The following is a 22,443-nucleotide window of genomic DNA, read 5'->3' as shown; positions in this document are numbered from 1 at the left end:
GCACGACAGGGGCGGTGCGTCCGGCGACCGGACGCACCGCCCCTTCGTGTGTCCTAGTCCAGCCAGTGCTGCCGGCCGAGGCTGATCAGCCGCATCTGGCGGGCGGCGACCTGGGTGACGCGCTGCCGCTCCGCCTCCGAGGGCTCCGGCGACTCCAGGGTCTCCAGGAACAGGGACGCGGTGATGAGCATCTGGTCCACGTACAGGTGGGCGAGCATCAGCAGGTCGTCGTCGTTCCACCCGGCGGCCTCGGGGTCCTTGGCCAGCTCGGTCCTGACCTCCTCGGCGAACCGGGCCAGTTGGTCCCGGATGGCCTCGCGCACCGGCTGTACTCCGCCGTGCCGCTCCCGGGCGATGAACCGCACGTGCGCCGGGTGCGCGGCCACATGGTCGGCGATCAGCCGCACGGCACGGGTGATGCGCTCCGGGCCGGGCGTGGAGACGGTCGTGCGGACCATGGGGTGCAGGCTGCCGAGCGCCTCGTCGACGAGGGCGACGCCCAGGTCGTCGGTGGAACGGAAGTGCCGGTAGAAGGCGGTCGGGGCGACACCGACGGCCCGGGTGACCTCGCGTAGTCCCAGGCTGCTCAGGCTCTGCTCCTCCAACAGCCCCAGCGCCGCGTCCAGGAAGGCCTGGCGGGTCTTCTGTTTCTGGGCCTGTCGGATGCCGAGGGTGTGACTCATGTCATCCAGTTAACAACTGTTCTCCGGAATTGGAAAGCCGTGGGAGTTGCTAGACTCGAAGTCAGTGAACAACTGTTACTACAACCGTTCACCCAAACTTAACGGAGGGGGGATCGAATCCCATGCTGTTCCTCGTCGCCGCACTCATGCTGCTCGGCGTGGTGCTGGGCACCGTGGCCCACACGCCGCTCGACGTCACCGTAGGACTCGCCGCCGTGATCGCCGTCTGGCTGGCCGTCTTCGCGCTCCGCGAGCGCCTCGCCCGCCGACGCCGCACCTCGGCCAACTGACCGTCCACCACGACTTCCAGGAGCTGAGCCATGCTGCACCTCACCGCCCCGGCCACCACCCACCCCGAAGCCGGCACCCGCGACGCCGACGGCATGGCCGTGGCGTCCTTCATCCTCGGCCTCCTCGGCCTCCTCGTCCTGAACCTGTTCCTGGGCCCGATCGCCATCGTCCTGGCCCTGGTGTCCCTGTGGCGCGGCACGAGCCGCAAGGGCCGCGCCTACCTGGGCCTGGCCCTGGGCATCGCGGACCTGGCCGTCCTCGCGATCGCGATGGAGGTCTCGAACACGGTGTCCTGGAGCCTGTAAACAGAGCTCAGGACAGCGCGCCCCAAAGGGGCGCGGGGCTGTGTCCATGTGCGGCTCCGCCGCGTGGGCGTGACCGGCCACCGGCGGCCCGCACCCGCCCACGGCGATCGACTCCTACGGCGCTGGGCGATCCTCGCCCCGCCCCCCGTAGAATCGACCCCACCATGGCCTACCTCGACCACGCCGCCACGACCCCGATGCTCCCGGAGGCGGTAGAAACCCTCACCGCCACCCTCGGCGTCACCGGCAACGCGTCCTCCCTGCACGCCTCCGGCCGCAAGGCCCGCCGCACGGTCGAGGAATCCAGGGAAACCCTCGCGGAAGCACTGGGCGCCCGCCCCAGCGAGGTCGTCTTCACCTCCGGCGGCACCGAGGCCGACAACCTCGCGGTCAAGGGCCTCTACTGGTCCCGCCGCGACGCCGACCCCACCCGTACCCGCATACTGTGCAGCCCCGTCGAACACCACGCGGTCCTCGACGCGGTCCACTGGCTCGGCGAACACGAGGGCGCGACGGTGGAGTACCTCCCCGTCGACAGCTACGGCCGGGTCCACCCCGAGGCGCTGCGCGAGGCGATCGCCCGCAACCCCGACGACGTGGCCCTCGCCACCGTCATGTGGGCCAACAACGAGATCGGCACGATCCTGCCGGTCCGTGAACTCGCCGACGTGACAAGCGAGTTCGGTATCCCCCTGCACGCCGACGCGGTCCAGGCCGTCGGCCAGACCCCGGTGGACTTCGCCGCCTGTGGCCTCGCCGCGATGACCGTCTCCGGCCACAAGGTCGGCGGCCCCTACGGCATCGGAGCCCTGCTCCTCGGCCGTGACTACACCCCCGTACCGGTGCTGCACGGTGGCGGCCAGGAGCGGCACGTCCGCTCCGGCACCCTCGACGTCCCGGCGATCGCCTCCTTCGCGGTCGCGACGAAGCTCGCCGTCGAGCGCCGCGAGTGGTTCGCCCGCGAGATCGGCGCCCTGCGCGACCACTTGATCGAGGCCGTGCGGACGGCCGTACCGGACGCGATCCTCGGCGGCGACCCGGTGGAACGCCTCCCGGCCAACGCGCACTTCACCTTCCCCGGCTGCGAGGGCGACTCGCTGCTCCTGCTGCTCGACGCGCAGGGCATCGAGTGCTCGACGGGCTCCGCGTGCACGGCCGGGGTGGCCCAGCCCAGCCACGTCCTGCTGGCCACCGGGACCGACCCGGACCTGGCCCGCGGCACCCTCCGTTTCTCGCTCGGCCACACCTCCACCCAGGCCGACGTGGAGGCGGTCGCGAAGGCGATCGGCCCGGCGGTGGAGCGGGCCCGGGCCGCCGGACTGAGCTGAGCCCGGCGACGAGGGCGAGTCGAGCGGCTGCCGCCGGCGCTTCCACCGCCGGCGGCAGCCTTCCCGAGAGACCAGGTTCAGGCTAGCTCTCGGTGACCATGAGGGACGCCATCATCCCCTCGTCCTCGTGCTGCAGGAGATGGCAGTGGAGCATGTACATGTACGTGTCGTCGGTGAAGTCGGTGAACTCCATGGCGATCTCGATGGAGCCGCCGCCGACCACCTCGTAGGTGTCGTACCAGCCGAGCTGGACGCCGGTCGGATCCTCGCCGTTGATGGAGATCAGCTGATACGGCACGTCGTGCAGATGGAACGAGTGCTCCAGCTGCGTGCCGTTCTTGATCGTCCAGATCTCCTTGGAGCCCAGCGTCGTACTGATCATGGCCATCGAGCTCATGCTCGTGCCGGCCGAGCCGTTGATGGTCATGGTCGTGCCGGACTGGCCGAGGGTGATGGTCCGCGCGGTGAAGTCGCTGGTGTCGTACCGGTCGATGGTCCGCAGCGAGGTGGGCAGGTCGTCCGGGGTGTCGGTGCCGCCGGCGGCGACGGTCAGGAAGTCGTACGTGCCGCTGCCGCCGCGCACCCAGCCGGTGGTGACGACCGCCTGGAGGGTGACATCGTCCGACAGGTCCATGACCATCTCGGCTCGGGCGCCGGCCACCAGCCGGATCTCGGTCACGTCCGTCGCCGCGGACAGATAGCCCTGGTCGGTGGCGATCTGCGACATCGTGCCGCCGTCGCTGCGCTGGATGGTGATGATGTCCGACGGCGAGGCGTTGAGCAGCCGGAACCGGGTCCGGGTCTTGGTCGCGGAGAAGGTGAGTGTGGTGTCGTCGACGTTGGTGCCGTTGACCAGCAGTGGGTAGTTCAGGTCGCCGCTGAGGTAGCCGGTGAGGTCGTACTTGATGTCACCGTCGGCGTCCACGGCCAGGCACTGGAAGATCAGCGGGATGTCGTCGGTGCCGTAGGTGGTGGGCAGCGCGGCGCTGGTGGTGTTGTCGTCGTCCTCGACGATGATCATGCCGGCCAGGCCGTGCACGGCCTGCTTGGCCGTGGTGCCCAGGGCGTGCGGGTGGTACCAGAGCGTCATGGGCTCGTCGAGCACCTCGAAGGTCGGCGCCCAGGTCTCCCCGTCGGCGAAGGCGACCTGGGGACCGCCGTCCATCTTGGCCGGGACGTGCGCCCCGTGGAAGTGGACCGTGGTGTCCTCGCCCAGGCTGTTGGTGATGTTGAGGAGGACCGTGTTGCCCTTGGTCCACTTCATGGTCGGGCCGAGGAAGGACTGGTTGTAGCCGGCGGTGGTGCTGGTGACACCGCTGATCACCTCGGCGCTGCCGGTCTGCGCCTCGATCGTGTAGGTGGTGGTGCTGTCGGAGGTGGTGCCCTCCAGGAGGTCCGGGACGGACAGGGTGGCGGTGTTGGTCGCGGCGCCCGCCTTGTTGCCGTTCGCGTCGGTCAGCAGGGCGAAGGTCGCCCCGCCCGCGGCGACGGCGCCCAGGCCGACACCGGCCATGCCGCCGAGGAACTTCCGCCGGTGAACGCCCTTGCCGCGCTTGGCCGTCGCGTCCTTGGAGTGCTCGGCCCCGGTGACGCGCTCGTCCTTGGAGTGCTCCGCGCCCTTGGCGCGCCGGCGCCTGCCGCGGGTGTCCTGCTCTTCGCTGCCGCCCGTCTCGAAGGAGGGCTCTGAGGTGTGGGTCATGGCGGGGATGTTTGACCTGAGGACTGTGTGAAATCTGAGGTGAAGTTAGGAAGAGAGCGGGGGGACTGTGAGGCGGCCGTGGGTGCCGGTGATGCTTAACTCCCGTGAAAGGAGACGGAGTTGACCAGGCGCAGCTTGTGCCAGGGGTGGGGGACGCAACGGACACAGACGGCACGCAGAGCGAGCACAGGATAACGATTCAGTCACATGCGGAACCTGGGGTCAGGCCTGTCCGACCCGTCGTACAAGACCCATGTAGCGATCCCAGTCCCAGTGCTTGCCCGGGTCGGTGTGGTCCGTCCCCGGCACCTCCACATGACCGATCACATGCTCCCGGTCCACGGGCATGCCGTACCGCCGGCATATCGCGGCCGTCAGCCGCGCCGACGCCGCGTACATCGCGTCGGTGAAGTCCTCCGGGCGGTCCACGAAACCCTCGTGCTCGATGCCGACACTGCGCTCGTTGTACGACCGGTTGCCCGCGTGGAACGCCACGTCCAGCTCACGGACCAGCTGGGTGATCCGCCCGTCCTTGCGCACGATGTAGTGCGCGGCCGCCTCGTGCGCCGGGTCCTGGAACACCTTCACCGCGCTCGCGTAGCCGCCCTGGGTGACATGGATGACCACCCGGTCGATCGGATAGTCGTCCGGCCGGTCCGCCGTCCGGTAGTTCGCAGGCGACGCGGCCACCCAGCGCGCACCCCTGAAGTCCACCGCGCCCGCCACCCGCGCCTTGCGCACCCCCGGCAGCCGCCAGTACAGCCGCGTCAGTTCGTGCCTGGTCAGCGCCACCGTGCCCGCGGCCGCCGCCGCCCCGCCGACCAGCAGTGCCCGCCGCCCGATCCGCCGGTCCCGATCGCCACTCGTCGCCCCCATGTGATCTCCAACGGATACTCGCGGGCCCCGGTTCCCGCGTCCCCTTACCCTGGAGGGGCTATGACTGACACCCCGCAGCGCAACCGCCCCCTCCGCGTCCTCGCCGCCATGTCGGGCGGCGTGGACTCCGCCGTCGCCGCCGCCCGTGCGGCAGAGGCGGGCCACGACGTCACCGGCGTCCATCTCGCGCTCTCCGCGAACCCCCAATCCTTCCGTACCGGCGCGCGGGGCTGTTGCACCATCGAGGACTCCCGCGACGCCCGCCGTGCCGCCGACGTCATCGGCATCCCGTTCTACGTCTGGGACCTCGCCGACCGCTTCCGCGAGGACGTCGTCGAGGACTTCGTCGCCGAGTACGAGGCGGGGCGCACCCCCAACCCGTGCCTGCGCTGCAACGAGAAGATCAAGTTCGCGGCGCTGCTGGACAAGGCGCTGGCGCTGGGCTTCGACGCGGTCTGCACCGGTCACTACGCGAAGATCGTGACGCTCCCCGACGGCTCCCGCGAGCTGCACCGCGCCTCCGACATGGCGAAGGACCAGTCGTACGTCCTCGGTGTCCTGGACGAGCGGCAGCTCGCCCACGCCCTCTTCCCGCTCGGCGACACACTGACGACCAAGGACGAGATCCGCGCCGAGGCCGAGCGCCGGGGCCTCGCGGTCGCGAAGAAGCCCGACTCGCACGACATCTGCTTCATCGCCGACGGCGACACCCAGGGCTTCCTGGCCCAGCGGCTCGGCAGGGCCGAGGGCGACATCGTCGACGAGTCCGGCGCCAAGGTCGGCACCCACGAGGGGGCGTTCGGCTTCACCATCGGCCAGCGCAAGGGGCTGCGGATCGGCACCCCGGCGGCCGACGGCAAGCCGCGCTACGTCCTCGACATCTCGCCGGTCGACAACACGGTCACGGTCGGCCCGGCCGCCGCCCTGGACGTCACCGGACTGACGGCGATCAGGCCCCGCTGGTGCGGCACCGCCCCCACCGGCCCGGCCCGCTACACCGCCCAGCTCCGCGCGCACGGCGGCGAGACCGAGGTCGGCGCCGAACCGGTCGACGGCGAGCTGCGCGTCACGTTCACCGATCCGGTCCGGGGCGTCGCCCCCGGCCAGGCGATCGTCCTGTACGACGGCACCCGCGTCGTCGGCTCGGCGACCATCGCCTCGACGGTCCGCGCGGCCGACGTGGCCCGCGCCTGACCGGTCACGGCCCGCTGATCAGCCGACGACCTCGACCTCGTAGAAGCAGAGGTGGTCCTTGATCGCGGCGACGTCGGACTTGGGGTCGGGGTAGGCCCACACCAGGTCCGGCGCGTCCGGCAGGGACCAGTAGGAGGCGGTGCCCTTGAAGGGGCACACGCTGTGCGACTCGGAGGGCGTCAGGAGATCGAGCCGGACGTCTTCGGCGGGGATGTAATACCGCACCGGGGAGCCGGTCTCACGCAGGACGAGGGGCCGATCGCTTTCGGCCAGAATCAGATCGCCGTGCACCACGCGCACGCGCTGGTCGCTCTTCTCGATGGTGATCGTGTGTCCAGAAGCCATACAGGGATGACAGCGGCGGGGACCGGGTTGTTCCCGCCTACCCTGACCTCATGCGAATCTGTGTCTTCCTCTCCGCCGCCGACCTGGACGAGCGCTACACCCGGCCGGCCCGGCACTTCGGGGAACTGATCGGCAAAGGCGGCCACACCCTCGTCTGGGGCGGCTCCGACACCGGCCTCATGAAGGTCGTCGCGGACGGCGTCCACGACGCCGGCGGCAGGCTGCTGGGCGTCTCGGTCGAGTTCCTCGCGAACAAGGTCCGCCCCGGCGCCGACGAGATGGTCATCGCGTCCGACCTCGCGGAGCGCAAGCGGCTTCTGCTGGAGAAGGCCGACGCCGTGGTGATCATGGTCGGCGGCACCGGGACCCTGGACGAGGCCACCGAGATCCTGGAGCTGAAGAAGCACGGCCGCACGGACAAGCCGGTCGTCCTGCTGAACACCGCCGGTTTCTACGACGGTCTCGAGCAGCAGTTCCACCGCATGGAGGAGGAGGGCTTCCTGCCCCGCCCCCTGGCGGAGCTGATGCACTTCACCGCCGAACCCGCCGACGCGCTCACCTACCTGGAGGCGAACCGGCCCGTCGACTGATGCGAGCATGGCCCCCATGGCAACTCATGTGATCACCGGTGCCGGATCCGGCATCGGCGCCGCCGTGGCCCGCCGACTGCACGCGCGCGGGGACGACCTGGTCCTGCACGCGCGCGACGCGGGCCGCGCGAAGGAACTGGCCGCCTCGCTCCCCGGCGCCCGCACCCTGGTGGGCGACCTGGCGGACCCGGACAAGCTCTCCTGGGCCTTCTCGCACCAGTCGCTGCCGGACCGGATCGACTCGCTGCTGCACATCGCGGGCGTGGTCGACCTCGGCGAGATCGGCGAGCTGACCCCGAAGTCCTGGCGCCACCAGCTGAACGTCAACCTGGTCGCGCCGGCCGAGCTGACCCGCCACTTCCTGCCCCAACTGCGCGCCGCCCGCGGCCACGTGCTCTTCGTGAACTCGGGCGCCGGCCTCAACGCCAACGCGGGCTGGTCGGCGTACGCGGCCTCCAAGCACGGCCTGAAGGCCCTCGCCGACGCCCTCCGCCACGAGGAACACGGCAACGGCGTCCGGGTCACCTCGGTCTACCCCGGCCGCACGGCGAGCCCGATGCAGGCCAAGGTCCACCAGCAGGAGGGCAAGGAGTACGACCCGGCGAAGTGGATCGACCCGGAATCGGTGGCGACCACGATCCTGACGGCTCTGGACCTCCCGAGAGACGCGGAGATCAACGACGTGACGGTGCGCCCCGGCGCCTGATGCAACACCCTGTGGCAGAGCGCCTGTAAGGGGCGCGGGGCCGCGTTCGACATGCGGCCACCGCCGCGGGGGCGCGACCAGCCCCCACAACCCGCACGGTGACGAACCACCGTCGCACCCCCCCGTCGGCCAACCGAACCTAGGCTTCCCACGTGAACGCAACCCCCTCCTTCGGCCCCGCCACCGGCATCGGCTCGCTCCCCGGCACCGACGCCCGCGAGGCAGCCAAGGCCGCGACCGGCAGCTTCGAGGACTTCCCCTTCCTCCCGGAGCTGCCCGCCCGCGGCCCCGGCGCCGACATGATCGGCCGTGCCGCCGGCCTGCTCGTCGAGCTCTACGCGCGCGTGGAGCCCAGTGGCTGGCGGCTCGGCGACCGGCCGGGCCGGGACACCCGGCGCGCCGTCTCCTGGCTGGGGGAGGACCTGGACGCGCTGGAGGAGTTCACCCAGGACTACGAGGGTCCGCTCAAGGTGCAGGCGGTCGGCCCCTGGACCCTCGCCGCCGCCCTCGAGCTGCGGAACGGCGAGGCGGTTCTCTCCGACCACGGCGCCTGCCGCGACCTGGCCGCCTCCCTCGGCGAAGGCCTGCGCCTGCACCTCGCCGAGGTCGGGCGCCGGATCCCCGGCGCCCGGCTCGTCCTGCAACTCGACGAGCCGTCCCTCACCGCCGTACTGCGCGGTCAGGTGCGGACCGCCAGCGGCTACCGCACCCACCGGGCCGTGGACCGCCAGGCCGTCGAGTCGACGCTGCGGGACGTCATCGGCGTCCACGCCGGCGGCCCGGTGGCCGTCCACTCCTGCGCCCCCGACGTGCCCTTCGCGCTGCTGCGCCGGGCCGGGGCCGCCGCCGTCTCCTTCGACTTCTCGCTTCTCACCGAACGTGACGAGGACGCGATCGGCGAGGCCGTGGAGGGCGGTACCCAGCTGTTCGTCGGTGTCGTGCCGGGCACGGACACGGCATTGTCAGACCCTGCCGGTAGCGTCATGGGTGTCAGGACGCTGTGGCGCAGGCTGGGGCTGCAACCAGGGCTTCTCGCGGAGGCCGTGACGGTCACCCCGTCGTGCGGGCTCGCGGGTTCTTCCCCCGCGTACGCCCGGCAGGCGCTCGCCCACTGCGTCCGGGCGGCGAGATCACTCGCGGACAACCCAGAGTAACGGGAGGAACACGGTGGCCGGCGACAAGCAGCAGGCGGAGACGGCGGTGCCCGCGGAGGCACGGGAACAGCACGCGCGGATCGCCGAGCAGATCGAGGAGCACCGCTTCCGGTACTACGTGAAGGACGCTCCGGTCATCAGCGACGCGGAGTTCGACAAGCTCCTGAAGTCCCTGGAGGCGCTGGAGGACCGGCACCCCGAGCTGCGCACCCCGGACTCGCCGACCCAGAAGGTCGCGGGGGCGTACGAGACGGAGTTCACGGCGGTCGAGCACCGCGAGCGGATGCTGTCGCTGGACAACACGTTCAACGACGAGGACCTCGCCGCCTGGGCCGAGCGGATCCACAAGGAACTGGGCGCCCAGGAGTACCACTTCCTGTGCGAGCTGAAGGTCGACGGTCTCGCCGTCAACCTCACCTACGAGCACGGCCGGCTCACCCGCGCGGCGACCCGCGGCGACGGCCGCACCGGCGAGGACATCACGCCCAACGTCCGTACGATCGCCGAGATCCCGGACCGGCTGCACGGCGACACGGTGCCGGACCTGGTCGAGATCCGCGGCGAGGTCTACTTCCCGATGGAGAAGTTCGCCGAGCTCAACGAGCGGCTGGTCGCGGCCGGCGACAAGCCGTTCGCCAACCCGCGCAACGCGGCGGCCGGTTCGCTGCGCCAGAAGGACCCGAGGGTCACCGCCTCCCGCCCGCTGCACATGGTCGTCCACGGCATCGGCGCCCTGGCGGGCTTCGAGGGCATGACCCGGCTCTCCCAGGCCTACGACCTGCTCAAGACCTGGGGTCTGCCCACCTCGCCGCACAACCGGGTGGTCGACGACCTCGACGGCGTACGGGAGTTCATCGCCTACTACGGCGAGAACCGGCACTCCGTGGCGCACGAGATCGACGGGGTCGTCGTCAAGCTCGACGAGATCCGCCTCCAGGGCCGGCTCGGCTCCACCGCGCGGGCGCCGCGCTGGGCGATCGCCTACAAGTACGCGCCGGAAGAGGTCAACACCAAGCTCGTCGACATCAAGGTCGGGGTCGGCCGCACCGGCCGGGTCACGCCGTACGCGCAGGTCGAGCCGGTCACGGTGGCGGGCAGCGAGGTGGAGTTCGCGACCCTGCACAACCAGGAGGTCGTCAAGGCCAAGGGCGTGCTGATCGGCGACACGGTGGTGCTGCGCAAGGCCGGTGACGTGATCCCGGAGATCCTCGGCCCGGTCGTCGACCTGCGGGACGGCAGCGAGCGCGAGTTCGTGATGCCGGCCGAGTGCCCCGAGTGCGGGACACCGCTGCGGGCCATGAAGGAGGGTGACATCGACCTCCGCTGCCCCAACGCCCGCACCTGCCCGGCCCAGTTGAGAGAGCGCGTCTCCTATCTCGCCGGCCGGGAATGCCTGGACATCGAGAACTTCGGCGCGGTGGCGGCGGCCGCGCTCACCCGGCCGCTGGAGCCGGCCGAACCGGCGCTGGTGGACGAGGGCGACCTGTTCGACCTCACCGTCGAGAAGCTGCTGCCCATCAAGGCGTACGTCCTGGACCCGGACAGCGGACTGCCCAAGCGCGACCCCAAGACCGGCGAGGAGAAGGTCGTCACGGTCTTCGCCAACCAGAAGGGCGAGCCCAAGAAGAACACCCTCGCCCTGCTCCAGAACATCGAGGAGGCGAAGACCCGCCCGCTCGCCCGCTTCCTCAACGGCCTGTCCATCCGGCACGTCGGACCCGTCGCCGCGCAGGCCCTGGCCCGCGAGTTCCGCTCCATCGAGCGCATCGAGCAGGCCGGCGAGGAGGAGCTGTCGAACATCGACGGCGTCGGCGGCATCATCGCGACGGCGCTCAAGGAGTGGTTCGCCGAGGAGTGGCACCGCGAGATCATCCGAAAGTGGAAGACCGCTGGAGTCCCGCTCGAGGACGAGTCCACCGGCGAGGACGAGGGGCCGCGTCCGCTGGAAGGCCTCACCGTCGTCGTGACCGGAACCCTGGAGCACTTCACCCGGGACGGTGCCAAGGACGCACTGCAGAGCCGCGGAGCCAAGGTGACCGGCTCGGTATCGAAGAAAACGTCGTTCGTGGTCGTGGGTGACAACCCCGGATCGAAGTACGACAAGGCGATGCAGGTGAAGGTTCCGGTTCTGAACGAGGACGGATTTGTCGTCCTTTTGGAGCAGGGACCGGACGCGGCGGCAGAAGTCGCCCTTCCAACCGAGGAGTAGCGGTTGAAGGCCACCCGTTCGGCGCATACCAGATGCATACGGGTGGCCGGTGCGTAATCGGGCAACCGTCGACGACCGCTGCCCGTGAAAGCCTTCTGCGGCCTACTGTTGAGGTGTGCACCTGCCGTGCCCAGCTGCGGTTGGGGCATTCCCGTGCTCCTGCAGGGCACGGACCGCATGGCGTGGGCACCGCCGGCTGTGAGAGGGACGGGAATGGAACCGACCGAGAGCGCCGCCCCGGAAGCGCGGCTGCCGCTGCGCCGCCGGGCGAGCGCGTGGCGGGGGGCTCGGTGGACGGTACGGGGCGACCGGCGCGTCGGCATACCGGGGGCGAGCGTCGCACTGGACGCGCGTGACCCGCTGCCGCTGGCCGCCGTCGAGCCGCCGCCCGACCTGCCCGGCCACGAGCACGAACGGCACCTGTCCTGGCCCGCGCTGCCCGCCGGAGTCGTCGCGGCCGCCGCGTTCGCCCTCGGCGCCGGCTTCTACCGTGCCTTCACCGACAACCACGCCCTGTTCCCGTCCGGCACGGTCGGCTGGTCGCTGGCCGTGCTGACCGGCGTCATCGTCGGCCACCTGGTGCTGCTCGGCCGCGCCCGCTGGTGGGGCGGCACCGGCTCCGGCGCCGCCCTCACCCTCGCCGTACTCCTGCTGTACGGCTGGGTGCCCGCCGGCATGGTCAGCCTCACCGTCGTCGTCCTGGTCGGCATAGCCAGGCGCCACCGCTGGCGGCAGGGCGTCCTGCACGGCGCGGTGGACATCCTCGGCATCGGCGCCGGCGCGCTGGTACTCGGCGTCTTCGGGCGGGTACCGACCGTCGAGTCGCCCTGGAACCCCAGCACTTGGAGCGTCGCCACCGCCCCCGAGGTCGTCCTCGTCGCGGTGGCCTATCTCGCGGTCACCCGCGCCCTGCTCTGGTACCTGCACGCACCGCGCGGCGGCGGAGTGCCCACCGTCGCCCGCACCGCCCTGATGCGACAGGGCCTGGTCGCCGTCGCACTGCTCGGCATCGCCCCGCTGATCTGCGTGGTCGCCGTCGCCCAGCCGCTGCTGCTCCCGCTGTTCTCCATCCCGCTGGTCGCCCTCGACTCCACCCTGTGGATAGCCCGGGCCCGCGCGGAGGAACAGCTGCGCGACCCGCTGACCGGACTGCCCAACCGGCAGTGGCTGCTGGAGCGGATCTGGACCGCCCTCGACGACGCCGAACGCATCGGCGCCCGCGCCGCCCTCATGCTGATCGACCTCGACCGATTCCGTTCGGTCAATGACACGCTCGGTCATCTCGCCGGTGACCGGCTGCTGCTGCAGATAGCCGACCGGCTGCGGGCCGCGCTGCCGCGCGGTGCGGAGGCGGCCCGGCTCGGCGGCGACGAGTTCGCGGTGTTACTGCCGGTCGCCGACTCCACGACGTCCGCGACCCGGATCGCCCGGGGCCTGGTCACGGCCCTCTCCTCCCCGCTCGACCTCGACGGCCTCACCCTCGTCCTGGAGGCCAGCGCGGGCGTCGCCGTCTTCCCCGACCACGCGCTGGACGCGGAGGGGCTGCTGCGCCGGGCGGACGTGGCGATGTACCAGGCGAAGCGGGACCGTACGGGCGTCGAGGTGTACGAGTCCAAGCGGGACTCCAACACCCCGGACCGGCTGGGGCTGCTGGGCGATCTGCGCCGCGCCCTGGACGCGCACGAGGTGCAGTTGCACTATCAGCCGAAGGTGCGCTTCGACGGGCAGGTGGCCGGTCTTGAGGCGCTGGTGCGGTGGGTGCACCCCGAGCGCGGCAAGGTACCGCCGGACGAGTTCATAGCGATCGCCGAGTCGTCCGGTCTGATGCCCCATCTGACGGAGTACGTCCTGGAGACCGCGCTCGCCCAGGTCGCCCGGTGGCGGGCACAGGGGCTGCGGGTGCCGGTGGCGGTGAACGTCTCGCCGCGCGACGTGCACACCCCGGGCTTCGCGGGCTCGGTGGCGGCGCGGCTGGCCCGGCACGGGGTCCCGGCGGGGGCGCTCCAGCTGGAGATAACCGAGCATGTGCTGCTCGAGGACCCGCAGCGGGCCGCCGACACCCTCGCGGGTCTGACCGGGCACGGCGTGAAGATGTCGCTGGACGACTTCGGCACGGGCTATTCGTCGTTGGTGCATCTGCGGCGGCTGCCGGTGAGCGAGCTGAAGATCGACCGGTCCTTCGTGGCCCGGCTGGCCGTGGACAACGAGGACGCGGAGATCGTGCGCTGCACGGTGGACCTCGCACATTCGCTGGGGCTGCTGGTCGTCGCGGAGGGCGTGGAGGACGACGAGACGTGGGAGCGGCTGCGGGACCTCGGGTGTGACGCCGTGCAGGGGTGGCTGGTCGCCGCGGCGATGCCGCCGGAGGAGACGACGGCGTGGCTGTTGGCGCGGGGGTCGCGGGGGTGGCAGCGGCCGCGGGCCGCGTTGCCGGCGGCCGAGTAGCCATCCGCCGACGGGGGACGGTGGTGTCGGGGCCGCGGGTGCGTGGTGGCTGGTCGCGCAGTTCCCCGCGCCCCTTCTGCTCGGCCACCGCCGTCAGCGCCGCCCGCTTGCCCTCGCCCTCGCGCGCCGCCCGCCTGCCCTCGGCCCCCTCGCGCGCCGCCCGTAGGTCCGTCGCCAGGTCGGCGAAGCCCTGGACGGCCACCGCCGCCGTCATGATCGCGCCCTTGCCCTTGAAGTGGCTGTAGAGGACCGGCTGGCTGTACTCGATCTCGGCGGCCAGGCGCCGGGTCGTCACCGCGTCCCAGCCCGCCGCCTCCGCGAGGTCCCGCGCGGCCGTGACGATCAGCTGCTCCCGCTCTGCCCGCTCGCGCTCCCGGCGCGTCCGAATCGACATGCCAGAGATTCTAGCGACGCTAGCCAATCTGCCAACGCTCTGCTAGCTTCGCTTTCAGTCCTAGCGCTGATAGAACACACTTCGGGGGGCCGTCATGACCATCACCGCCTACACGCTCGCCGTCGTACTCGACCTGTTCATCCTCTTCATCGGTGCCCGGTTCCTGCTCCAGCCCGGGCCGTCCGCCATCGGCTACGGCGTCCCCGCCGACCCGGACGGCGACGCCTCCGCCTACCTCGCGATCAAGGGCCTCAGGGACGGCACCTTCGGCGTCATCGGTCTCGCCCTGCTCGCCTTCGCCGGCGCCCATGCCGAGGCCTGGTTCATGCTCTGCGTGGCACTCGTGCCGCTGTTCGACACGCTGATAGTGCTGCGCCACGGCGGGACGAAGGCGGTTGCGTACGGGATTCACTTCGCCACCGCGATCGTTGTGCTGATCAGCGCGGTGCTGCTGTTCCTCGTGTGAACGACTCGCGTGAACGGCAGGTCAATCAACAGGGGGTTCTGGAATGTCGTTGTTCGTACCGAAGTTCGATGAGTCCGTGATCGTGCGGGAGGCCGACGCCGAGGTGGTCGGCGGTGACCCGACCCGGGTCCGGCTGCTCGCCGACAGCAGTGCCACCGGCGGCGCGCTCTCCACCGTGCGCGTCACCCTCGGCGAGGGCGCCGACGGTGCCGTACCGCACCTGCACCGCAACTCCGCCGAGATGTTCTACCTGCTCGACGGCGCCGCCGAACTGCTCTCCGGTGACGACGTCGTCACCGTCGAGCGCGGCGACCTGGTCATCGTCCCGCCCGGCAGGCCGCACGCCTTCGCCGCTGTCCCCGGCAGCACCGCGGACATCCTGATCGTCATCACACCGGGCGTGGAGCGCTTCGAGTACTTCCGCCACCTCCAGCGCCTGCGCCTGGGCGAGGCCACCCTGGAGAGCCTCCTGGAGGTGCAGGAGCTGTACGACAACCACTACCTGAAGAGCGTGGCCTGGGAGCAGCGTCACTGAGCCGGTGAGCCGCCGGGGTCTCGGGGTCCGGGGAATCCGTTTCACGGTCACCGGGCCCCGCCCCATAGGATTGGCTCCAAACAACACACACTCACCCCAGAGGAACGCTGCATGCCTGGCATCACGCGCGAGGAGGTCGCCCACCTCGCCCGGCTGGCGCGTCTGGAGCTGAAGCCCGAAGAACTCGACCACTTCGCGGGACAGCTCGACGACATCATCGGCGCGGTCGCCCGCGTCAGCGAGGTCGCCGACCAAGACGTACCGCCGACCTCACACCCGCTGCCGCTGACGAACGTCATGCGCGCGGACGAGGTCCGTCCCTCGCTCACCCCCGCGCAGGCGCTCTCCGGCGCCCCGGCCCAGGAGCAGCAGCGTTTCAAGGTGCCGCAGATCCTGGGGGAGGACTAGACAGCCATGACGGCCAATAAGATCGAATACTGCATCAGGCTCACCGCCGCCGAGACCGCCGCGAAGATCGCCTCCGGCGAGCTCACGGCCGTCGAGGTCACCGAGGCCCATCTCGCCCGGATCGAGGCCGTCGACGAGAAGGTGCACGCCTTCCTGCACGTCGACCGCGAGGGGGCGCTCGCCCAGGCGCGTGCCGTCGACGAGAAGAAGGCCCGGGGCGAGAAGCTCGGGCCGCTCGCCGGCGTCCCGCTCGCGCTCAAGGACATCTTCACCACCGAGGGCGTTCCGACGACCGTCGGCTCGAAGATCCTGGAAGGCTGGATCCCGCCGTACGACGCCACCCTCACCAAGCGGCTCAAGGCCGCTGACGTGGTCATTCTCGGCAAGACCAACATGGACGAGTTCGCCATGGGGTCCTCCACCGAGAACAGCGCCTACGGCCCGACCGGCAACCCCTGGGACCTCACCAAGATCCCCGGCGGCTCCGGCGGCGGCTCCTCCGCCGCCCTCGCCTCCTTCCAGGCGCCGCTCGCCATCGGCACCGACACCGGCGGCTCCATCCGTCAGCCGGCCTCCGTCACCGGCACCGTCGGTGTTAAGCCGACGTACGGGGCGGTCTCGCGGTACGGCATGGTCGCGTTCTCCAGCTCGCTGGACCAGGGCGGCCCGTGCGCCCGTACGGTCCTGGACGCCGCCCTCCTGCACGAGGTCATCGCCGGACACGACCCGATGGACTCCACCTCCATCGACGCGCCCGTCCCGCCGGTCGTCGAGGCCGCCCGCAACGGCAGCGTCGAGGGCATGCGCGTCGGTGTCGTCAAGCAGTTCCGCGGCGAGGGCTACCAGGCCGGTGTCATCCAGCGCTTCGACGAGTCCGTCGCGCTGCTGAAGGAGCTGGGCGCCGAGATCGTCGAGCTGGACTGCCCGTCCTTCGACCTGGCGCTCTCCGCGTACTACCTGATCGCGCCCTCCGAGTGCTCCTCCAACCTCGCCCGCTTCGACGGCCTGCGCTACGGCCTGCGGACCGGCGACGACGGCACGCACTCCGCCGAGGAGGTCACCTCCCTCACCCGTGAGGCGGGCTTCGGCCCCGAGGTGAAGCGCCGCATCATGCTCGGCACCTACGCGCTGAGCAGCGGGTACTACGACGCGTACTACGGCTCCGCGCAGAAGGTCCGCACGCTCATCACGCGCGACTTCGAGAAGGCCTTCGAGCAGGTCGACGTGATCGTGTCGCCCACGACTCCGACCACCGCCTTCGCGATCGGCGAGCGTGCCGACGACCCGATGGCGATGTACCTGGCCGACCTGTGCACCATCCCGACCAACCTGGCGGGCAACGCCGCCATGTCGCTGCCCTGCGGTCTCGCCCCGGAGGACAACCTCCCGGTGGGCCTGCAGATCATCGCGCCGGCGCTGAAGGACGACCGCCTTTACAAGGTCGGAGCCGCTGTCGAGGCCGCCTTCGTGGAAAGGTGGGGGCACCCGCTCCTTGAGGAGGCACCGTCGCTGTGAGCAACGCACTGTCCAAGGCCAAGGGCTTCAAGAAGTCGAAGTCCGGTACGTACCTGTCGATGGCCACCACCGTGTTCGGCGCGGTCGGTGTCGCCAAGCAGATCAAGAAGGCCCGCGCCGAGCACGACACGCTGCGGCTGATCGATGCCACCGTGTCCGCCGTCGCGATCGTCACCGGCCTCGCCATCCTCTACCGCGAGCTGAAGCGGCTGGGCGACGACGACGTCCTGCTGGGCTGAGAGGGAAGTTTCACCGTGACCACCACGACCGACCTGGTGTCGTACGAGGACGCGCTGGCGTCGTACGACCCCGTCATGGGCCTCGAGGTCCATGTCGAACTCGGCACCAAGACCAAGATGTTCTGCGGCTGTTCGACCGAGCTGGGCGCCGAGCCCAACTCGCAGACCTGCCCGACCTGCCTCGGCATGCCCGGCGCGCTCCCGGTCGTCAACGCGATCGGCATCGAGTCGGCCATCAAGATCGGTCTCGCGCTGAACTGCGAGATCGCCGAGTGGTGCCGCTTCGCCCGGAAGAACTACTTCTATCCGGACATGCCGAAGAACTTCCAGACCTCCCAGTACGACGAGCCGATCGCCTTCAACGGCTACCTCGACGTCCAGCTGGAGGACGGCGAGACCTTCCGGGTGCAGATCGAGCGCGCCCACATGGAGGAGGACACCGGCAAGTCCACCCACGTGGGCGGCGCGACCGGGCGTATCCACGGCGCCTCGCACTCGCTGCTGGACTACAACCGCGCGGGCATCCCGCTCATCGAGATCGTCACCAAGCCGATCGAGGGCGCCGGCGAGCGGGCTCCCGAGGTCGCGCGGGCGTACGTCCGTGAGCTGCGCGAGGTCATCAAGGCGCTCGGTGTCTCGGAAGCCCGTATGGAGATGGGCCAGATGCGCTGCGACGTGAACCTGTCGCTGCGCCCCAACGGCACCGAGAAGTTCGGCACCCGCTCCGAGACGAAGAACGTGAACTCCCTGCGGTCCGTGGAACGCGCGGCCCGCTTCGAGATCATGCGGCACGCGGCCGTGCTGAACGGCGGCGGGACGATCATCCAGGAGACCCGGCACTTCCACGAGGACACCGGGTCGACGACCTCGGGCCGCGTGAAGGAAGAGGCCGAGGACTACCGGTACTTCCCGGAGCCCGACCTGGTCCCGGTCGCCCCGTCCCGCGCGTGGGTCGAGGAGATCCGCGCCGCGCTCCCGGAGATGCCGCTGGCCCGCCGCAACCGGCTGCTCACCGAGTGGGGCATCTCCGCTGTGGAGATGCAGGCGATCATCAACGCCGCCGCGCTGGACCTGATCGTCGCCACCATCGACGCCGGATCCGACGCGGCCTCCGCCCGCAAGTGGTGGATGGGCGAACTGGCGCGCAGCGCCAACGAGTCGGGCAAGGCGCTGGACGAGCTGGCGATCACCCCCGAGCAGGTCGCCCGGGTCACCGCGCTGGTCAACTCCGGTGACCTCAACGACAAGCTGGCCCGCCAGGTCATCGAGGGCGTCCTCGCGGGCGAGGGCACCCCGGACGAGGTCGTCGACAAGCGCGGTCTGAAGGTCGTCTCCGACGACTCGGCGCTCGGTACGGCGGTCGACGACGCCATCGCCGGCAACCCGGGCGTCGCCGACAAGATCCGCGGCGGCAAGGTGGCCGCGGCCGGCGCCCTGGTCGGCGCGGTCATGAAGGCGACCCGCGGCCAGGCCGACGCGGCCCGCGTCAAGGAGCTGATCCTGGAGCGGCTGGGCGTCAGCGAGGGCTGAGCCCCATGGACGGCGGTACGGCCCCGGAGGCGATGCCTCCGGGGCCGTACGGCTATCTGCGGCGCGCGACCACGCGGACGAATCCCAGGGTCCGGCCCTCGTCGGCCCGCAGCATCTCGGCGACCTGGCGGGCCATCGTGCGACGGAACTCCTCCGGGCTCTCCTCGGCGACCACCTCGCACCACAGCAGCCAGTCCCGCCAGCCGTCCGGCTGCCAGTCGGCGGTTTCGACCTCGACCGCCCCGCTGCGGGTCCAGTGCCGGCGCCACCAGCCGGGCGAGTGGAAGCACCAGTAGCCGGGCTCCCACCAGGGCCTGAGGTGCTCGGGCGGCTCCGCCCCCGCGGGTTCCTCCCGCAGCGCCGGTACGACCACACCGATCCGGCCGCCGGGCCGCAACAGACGGGCCAGCGTGGGGAGATAGAGGTCGTCGGTACCGAAGTACTGGTAGGCGTCGATACTTACGATCGCGTCGAAGCCGCCCTCGGCGAACGGCAGGTCATGTGCCTCGGCACGCACGGGCTGCACCCGGTCGGCGAACCCGGCCTCCGCGATGCGCCGGGCGTTGTCGTCGGCCTTGATCCAGAGGTCGGCGGCGGTGACCTGGGCGTGGAACTCCCGGGCCAGGAAGACCGACGTCATCGCCCGGCCGCAGCCGAGGTCGAGCACGCGGGCGCAGGGGCGCAGGGCGTCCAGACCGAGGGCGGGTGCCAGCCATTCCAGCAGCCACAGGGCGTGCGGGCCCATCTGGTTCTCGACCACCCAGCGGGGGTCATAGGAGTTGCTGAGCGGGTAACGGGGGTGGGTCAGCCGGTCAGTGAGGCGGTCGCCCCCGGTCCTGGTGTCGGACATGGGTGAACGGGCTCCTTGTGATCTTCGTAGTGGAAGGCGATGCGTAGGAGCTCATTCGGACCGGCAAACAATGCACCCGCTTCGGTCGTCGGCGAGGGGCCGATCAAGGCTGACCAGCGGAAGCTAGCAGTTGTCGACATCATTCGCAGCAGGTTTCCTCAGGTGCGGGTACTACGCTCGCCCGCCATGACCGGATACGCGGAATCCGACACCGAACCCGAGATAACCGAGGTGGAGGCCGCGGAGGACGACGAGGATCCTTACGAGGACGCCCGTCGGGCCCGCTGGACCGCCACCTTGACCGGGGTCCTGCTGACCCTGATGGGTCTGACCGCCTCCCTGATGAGACTGGGCGGCGGCGTACCCGTACTGGTCCCGGCCGCCTATGCGGTGGGCTCCGCCGTGTGTGTGGCCGCGGGGGCGCTCGGGGCCCGGGGCCGTACCCGCAGAGCCCTTTGGCTGATGATCCTGGGGGTCATGGTCATGGCTCTCGGAGACCAGTTCGACTGAGCTACCCGCCCCGGATCAGCATCGAGCCGCCCGAGTGCCGCGCCGCGCATGAGAGGCTCGACGTGCTGGTCGAAGACGTGGTGGAACTGGAGAAGCACGATGTACGCGATATCCCTGGGCGACGACGGCGCCGAACTGCGTCCGCTGGAGCCCTGGCACGCCGAGGAGTTCCTGGCCCACCTGGAACGCGGGCGGGAGTTCATCGGACAGTTCATCTCCTTCGGTTCCAGGGAGACGGACGTGCCCTCCGCGCGGGCGATGCTCCAGCGGTACGCCGACCTGCGCGCCGCCGACACCGGCTCCCTGCACGGCCTGTGGCTGAAGGGCACGCTCGTCGGCGGGGTGCTCTTCCTGAACTTCGACGCGGAGACCGGGAACTGCGAGGTCGGCTGCTGGCTGGAGCCGGCCGGCACCGGGCGCGGACTCGTCACGCGCGCGATGCGGGTACTGATCGACTTCGCGGTCGAGCAGCGCGGCATCCACCGGATCGAGTGGGTCGCCGCCTCGGGCAACGAGCCCAGCCTGAACGTGGCACGGCGGCTGGGGATGACCCGCGATGGCGTACGCCGCCAGGCGCACCCCTATGGTGGCCTACGGCACGACCTGGAGGTGTGGTCGATCCTCGCCCCGGAATGGCGCGAAGCACGCGCGCGTGCCGCACAGAACGATCATTAAGACGCCTCTCAGACAGGATCCGTACGGTGCCGGACATGGGAACCAAGACAGCTGACGAGACCGGTGCCGAGACGGGCGCCGAGGCCACGACCGACGAGGAGAAGGTGAGCGTCACCAAGAACGCCGACGACGTGACGGAGTCCAAGGCGGAGGCCGGTGCCGAGCCGGAGGCGGCGGCCGCCGGGACCGAGGCCGCCGACGGCACGGACGCCGAACTGGACGCGGAGGACCTGGAGGACGACGCCGACCTTGCCGGAGAGCCGGCCGAGGACCTGGCCGAGGGCCCGTCCGGGGTCGGCCAGGGCGCCGCCGCCGTCGTCTCCGTCGTGCTCGGCCTGGTCTCCCTCACGGGTGGCTGGATCGGTACGGTGGCCGCCGCCCGCGAGACACTCGTCGGCCAGCTCCAGACCTCGTCGAGCGCGAGCGTCGCCAAGCAGGTCAAGGAGGTCTACGGCGACGCCTGGCAGACCACCGCGCTGTGGGCCGGCGCGTTCGCGCTGGTGGCGCTGATCACCGGCGTCGTGGTGCTCGCCCGGCCCGCCTTCGGTGCCCCCGGCAAGCCGCAGGCGCCGTGGATCAAGTCGGTCGCCTGGGCGGGTGTCGCCCTCGGTGTCATCGGCCTGCTGCTGGCCGTCCTCAAGTACTCCGACGCGCTCCTCGGACTCCCCTCGACCAGCTGAGACAGCCCAGGTCGGAAGGGGCCTTAGGGCGTCCGTAAGCACCTTATGGACGACCTGAGGCCCCTTATGCGTGCCCGGGGCCCGGCGGCCGTCCGAAGATGCGGAACTCTCCCGATGTGGCGGACCCCCCTGGGAGACGAAGGTGGAGGCATCGCGACAAGCGAAGCCCAACCGCCGTCTCTCACAAGGGAAACATCATGTTCGAGTTCGAACTCCAGCAGGTCCGTGCCGCCGAACTGCACCGCCAGGCCGCCGAGGCCCGCCTGGCCCGCGAGGCCGTCCGCTCCCGCCGGGTCGCCCGCAGCGCGCAGACGGCCCGCCAGGCCGCCGTGCCGGAGGAAGTCCATACCGGCCGCCGCAGCCGACGCCGGCTCCCGGGCACGGTGTGAACAGGGGGCCGGGCGGCACCGACCGCCCGGCGACCCAGAACCCGGCCGGGGGCCCGGCCGAGGACCCGGAGACCGGTGGCCGTACGGGGGTCGGCCACCGGTCCCCGGGACTGCCTTCGGCTCCTACGTCTTCGGCTCCTACGTCTTCGGCTCCTACGTCTTCGGTTCCTACGCCGTCGGCCTGTACGCCGTCGGGTCGTGTGCCGGTGGGCGGGACGCTGTCGGGTCGTGTGCCGGTGAGTGGTGGGCCGTCGGTCCGTCTGCCGGTGAGTGGTGGGCCGTCTGTCCGTGTGCCGTCGGGCGGGATGCCGTCAGGTCGTGTGTCGTTGGAGGGTGCGCGGGGGGTCGGTCACCGTTGGGCGGCTCGTCGGGGGGTCGTATGACAAGCGCACCGGGACTGTGGAAAACCGCTGCCGTCCGCTCCGAA

Annotated in this window: 24 protein-coding genes and 1 pseudogene; 19 read left to right on the top strand and 6 right to left on the bottom strand. The window is 70.8% G+C overall.

The window, feature by feature from the left end:
• Positions 1 to 53 precede the first annotated feature (53 nt).
• Complete coding sequence (locus AB0D59_RS36925) at positions 54 to 683, bottom strand: TetR family transcriptional regulator (RefSeq protein WP_362575023.1); 630 nt, start codon at positions 681 to 683, stop codon at positions 54 to 56.
• 122 nt (positions 684 to 805) lie between these two features.
• On the opposite strand from AB0D59_RS36925, the gene AB0D59_RS36920 reads away from it, so the two are divergent.
• The 3 genes from AB0D59_RS36920 (at position 806) to AB0D59_RS36910 (ending at position 2,607) form a co-directional block, all read left to right on the top strand.
• Complete coding sequence (locus AB0D59_RS36920; protein WP_362575021.1) at positions 806 to 973, top strand: hypothetical protein; 168 nt, start codon at positions 806 to 808, stop codon at positions 971 to 973.
• Between the two features lie 33 nt (positions 974 to 1,006).
• Positions 1,007 to 1,279, top strand: a complete 273-nt coding sequence (locus AB0D59_RS36915; protein WP_362575146.1) for a DUF4190 domain-containing protein — start codon at positions 1,007 to 1,009, stop codon at positions 1,277 to 1,279.
• Between the two features lie 164 nt (positions 1,280 to 1,443).
• Positions 1,444 to 2,607 carry a cysteine desulfurase family protein gene (locus AB0D59_RS36910; protein WP_362575019.1) on the top strand — a complete coding sequence of 388 codons (1,164 nt, stop codon included), beginning with the start codon at positions 1,444 to 1,446 and terminating at the stop codon, positions 2,605 to 2,607.
• Between the two features lie 82 nt (positions 2,608 to 2,689).
• Here the strand turns inward: AB0D59_RS36910 and AB0D59_RS36905 are convergent, their stop codons facing one another.
• Complete coding sequence (locus tag AB0D59_RS36905) at positions 2,690 to 4,306, bottom strand: multicopper oxidase domain-containing protein (RefSeq protein WP_362575017.1); 1,617 nt, start codon at positions 4,304 to 4,306, stop codon at positions 2,690 to 2,692.
• A gap of 222 nt (positions 4,307 to 4,528) precedes the next feature.
• Positions 4,529 to 5,182, bottom strand: a complete 654-nt coding sequence (locus AB0D59_RS36900) for an N-acetylmuramoyl-L-alanine amidase (RefSeq protein WP_362575015.1) — start codon at positions 5,180 to 5,182, stop codon at positions 4,529 to 4,531.
• 60 nt (positions 5,183 to 5,242) lie between these two features.
• Between AB0D59_RS36900 and mnmA the strand changes: the two genes are divergently transcribed.
• Positions 5,243 to 6,376: a tRNA 2-thiouridine(34) synthase MnmA gene (gene mnmA / locus AB0D59_RS36895; RefSeq protein ID WP_362575013.1), complete on the top strand. Its 1,134-nt coding sequence runs from the start codon at positions 5,243 to 5,245 to the stop codon at positions 6,374 to 6,376.
• An 18-nt stretch (positions 6,377 to 6,394) separates the two neighbouring features.
• Here the strand turns inward: mnmA and AB0D59_RS36890 are convergent, their stop codons facing one another.
• Positions 6,395 to 6,721, bottom strand: a complete 327-nt coding sequence (locus AB0D59_RS36890) for a DUF427 domain-containing protein (RefSeq protein WP_362575011.1) — start codon at positions 6,719 to 6,721, stop codon at positions 6,395 to 6,397.
• 50 nt (positions 6,722 to 6,771) lie between these two features.
• Between AB0D59_RS36890 and AB0D59_RS36885 the strand changes: the two genes are divergently transcribed.
• The 5 genes from AB0D59_RS36885 to AB0D59_RS36865 all read left to right on the top strand — a co-directional run bounded on the left by AB0D59_RS36885 (position 6,772) and on the right by AB0D59_RS36865 (position 13,825).
• Complete coding sequence (locus AB0D59_RS36885) at positions 6,772 to 7,311, top strand: TIGR00730 family Rossman fold protein (RefSeq protein ID WP_362575009.1); 540 nt, start codon at positions 6,772 to 6,774, stop codon at positions 7,309 to 7,311.
• A 16-nt stretch (positions 7,312 to 7,327) separates the two neighbouring features.
• The gene (locus tag AB0D59_RS36880; protein WP_362575007.1) at positions 7,328 to 8,017 is read left to right on the top strand and encodes an SDR family oxidoreductase; all 690 of its coding nucleotides are present in this window, start codon (positions 7,328 to 7,330) and stop codon (positions 8,015 to 8,017) included.
• A 152-nt stretch (positions 8,018 to 8,169) separates the two neighbouring features.
• Positions 8,170 to 9,171 (top strand): methionine synthase, encoded by a 1,002-nt coding sequence (locus tag AB0D59_RS36875; protein ID WP_362575005.1) that lies wholly within the window; start codon positions 8,170 to 8,172, stop codon positions 9,169 to 9,171.
• Between the two features lie 13 nt (positions 9,172 to 9,184).
• Positions 9,185 to 11,380: an NAD-dependent DNA ligase LigA gene (ligA, locus tag AB0D59_RS36870; protein WP_362575003.1), complete on the top strand. Its 2,196-nt coding sequence runs from the start codon at positions 9,185 to 9,187 to the stop codon at positions 11,378 to 11,380.
• Positions 11,381 to 11,593: 213 nt separating this feature from the next.
• Entirely contained in the window at positions 11,594 to 13,825 is a 2,232-nt protein-coding gene (locus tag AB0D59_RS36865) for a bifunctional diguanylate cyclase/phosphodiesterase (RefSeq protein ID WP_362575001.1), read from the top strand.
• Positions 13,826 to 13,976: 151 nt separating this feature from the next.
• On the opposite strand, the pseudogene AB0D59_RS36860 reads toward AB0D59_RS36865, so the two are convergent.
• Positions 13,977 to 14,219, bottom strand: a pseudogene (locus AB0D59_RS36860) (helix-turn-helix domain-containing protein); the annotation flags it as partial.
• 94 nt (positions 14,220 to 14,313) lie between these two features.
• Here AB0D59_RS36860 and AB0D59_RS36855 point away from each other — a divergent pair.
• The 6 genes from AB0D59_RS36855 (at position 14,314) to gatB (ending at position 18,912) form a co-directional block, all read left to right on the top strand.
• Positions 14,314 to 14,685 carry a DUF4267 domain-containing protein gene (locus tag AB0D59_RS36855; protein ID WP_362574999.1) on the top strand — a complete coding sequence of 124 codons (372 nt, stop codon included), beginning with the start codon at positions 14,314 to 14,316 and terminating at the stop codon, positions 14,683 to 14,685.
• Positions 14,686 to 14,728: 43 nt separating this feature from the next.
• Positions 14,729 to 15,220, top strand: coding sequence for a cupin domain-containing protein (locus AB0D59_RS36850; protein ID WP_362574997.1), 492 nt, complete (start codon positions 14,729 to 14,731; stop codon positions 15,218 to 15,220).
• Between the two features lie 111 nt (positions 15,221 to 15,331).
• Positions 15,332 to 15,628: an Asp-tRNA(Asn)/Glu-tRNA(Gln) amidotransferase subunit GatC gene (gene gatC, locus AB0D59_RS36845; RefSeq protein ID WP_018544665.1), complete on the top strand. Its 297-nt coding sequence runs from the start codon at positions 15,332 to 15,334 to the stop codon at positions 15,626 to 15,628.
• 6 nt (positions 15,629 to 15,634) lie between these two features.
• Positions 15,635 to 17,143: an Asp-tRNA(Asn)/Glu-tRNA(Gln) amidotransferase subunit GatA gene (gene gatA, locus AB0D59_RS36840; protein ID WP_362574994.1), complete on the top strand. Its 1,509-nt coding sequence runs from the start codon at positions 15,635 to 15,637 to the stop codon at positions 17,141 to 17,143.
• Positions 17,140 to 17,382, top strand: a complete 243-nt coding sequence (locus AB0D59_RS36835) for a hypothetical protein (protein WP_351739584.1) — start codon at positions 17,140 to 17,142, stop codon at positions 17,380 to 17,382. Before gatA ends, AB0D59_RS36835 begins: the two co-directional genes overlap by 4 nt.
• Before the next feature lie 15 nt (positions 17,383 to 17,397).
• Positions 17,398 to 18,912, top strand: coding sequence for an Asp-tRNA(Asn)/Glu-tRNA(Gln) amidotransferase subunit GatB (gene gatB / locus AB0D59_RS36830; RefSeq protein ID WP_362574992.1), 1,515 nt, complete (start codon positions 17,398 to 17,400; stop codon positions 18,910 to 18,912).
• Positions 18,913 to 18,964: 52 nt separating this feature from the next.
• On the opposite strand, the gene AB0D59_RS36825 is transcribed toward gatB, so the two are convergent.
• On the bottom strand, positions 18,965 to 19,762 hold the full coding sequence (locus AB0D59_RS36825; RefSeq protein ID WP_362574990.1) for a methyltransferase domain-containing protein: 798 nt from the start codon (positions 19,760 to 19,762) through the stop codon (positions 18,965 to 18,967).
• A gap of 186 nt (positions 19,763 to 19,948) precedes the next feature.
• Here AB0D59_RS36825 and AB0D59_RS36820 point away from each other — a divergent pair, with 186 nt between their 5' ends.
• The 4 genes from AB0D59_RS36820 (at position 19,949) to AB0D59_RS36805 (ending at position 22,016) form a co-directional block, all read left to right on the top strand.
• Entirely contained in the window at positions 19,949 to 20,272 is a 324-nt protein-coding gene (locus tag AB0D59_RS36820; protein WP_362574988.1) for a hypothetical protein, read from the top strand.
• Positions 20,273 to 20,371: 99 nt separating this feature from the next.
• Complete coding sequence (locus tag AB0D59_RS36815) at positions 20,372 to 20,947, top strand: GNAT family protein (protein WP_362574986.1); 576 nt, start codon at positions 20,372 to 20,374, stop codon at positions 20,945 to 20,947.
• Positions 20,948 to 20,982: 35 nt separating this feature from the next.
• Positions 20,983 to 21,627 (top strand): hypothetical protein, encoded by a 645-nt coding sequence (locus AB0D59_RS36810; protein WP_362574984.1) that lies wholly within the window; start codon positions 20,983 to 20,985, stop codon positions 21,625 to 21,627.
• 197 nt (positions 21,628 to 21,824) lie between these two features.
• Positions 21,825 to 22,016 carry a hypothetical protein gene (locus tag AB0D59_RS36805; protein WP_362574982.1) on the top strand — a complete coding sequence of 64 codons (192 nt, stop codon included), beginning with the start codon at positions 21,825 to 21,827 and terminating at the stop codon, positions 22,014 to 22,016.
• Positions 22,017 to 22,443: the final 427 nt, after the last annotated feature.

This window comes from Streptomyces sp. NPDC048417, from assembly GCF_040651615.1.
GTDB lineage: Bacteria > Actinomycetota > Actinomycetes > Streptomycetales > Streptomycetaceae > Streptomyces.
Note: the sequence above shows the minus strand (reverse complement) of the source record. Positions and strands in the feature narration are given on the sequence as shown.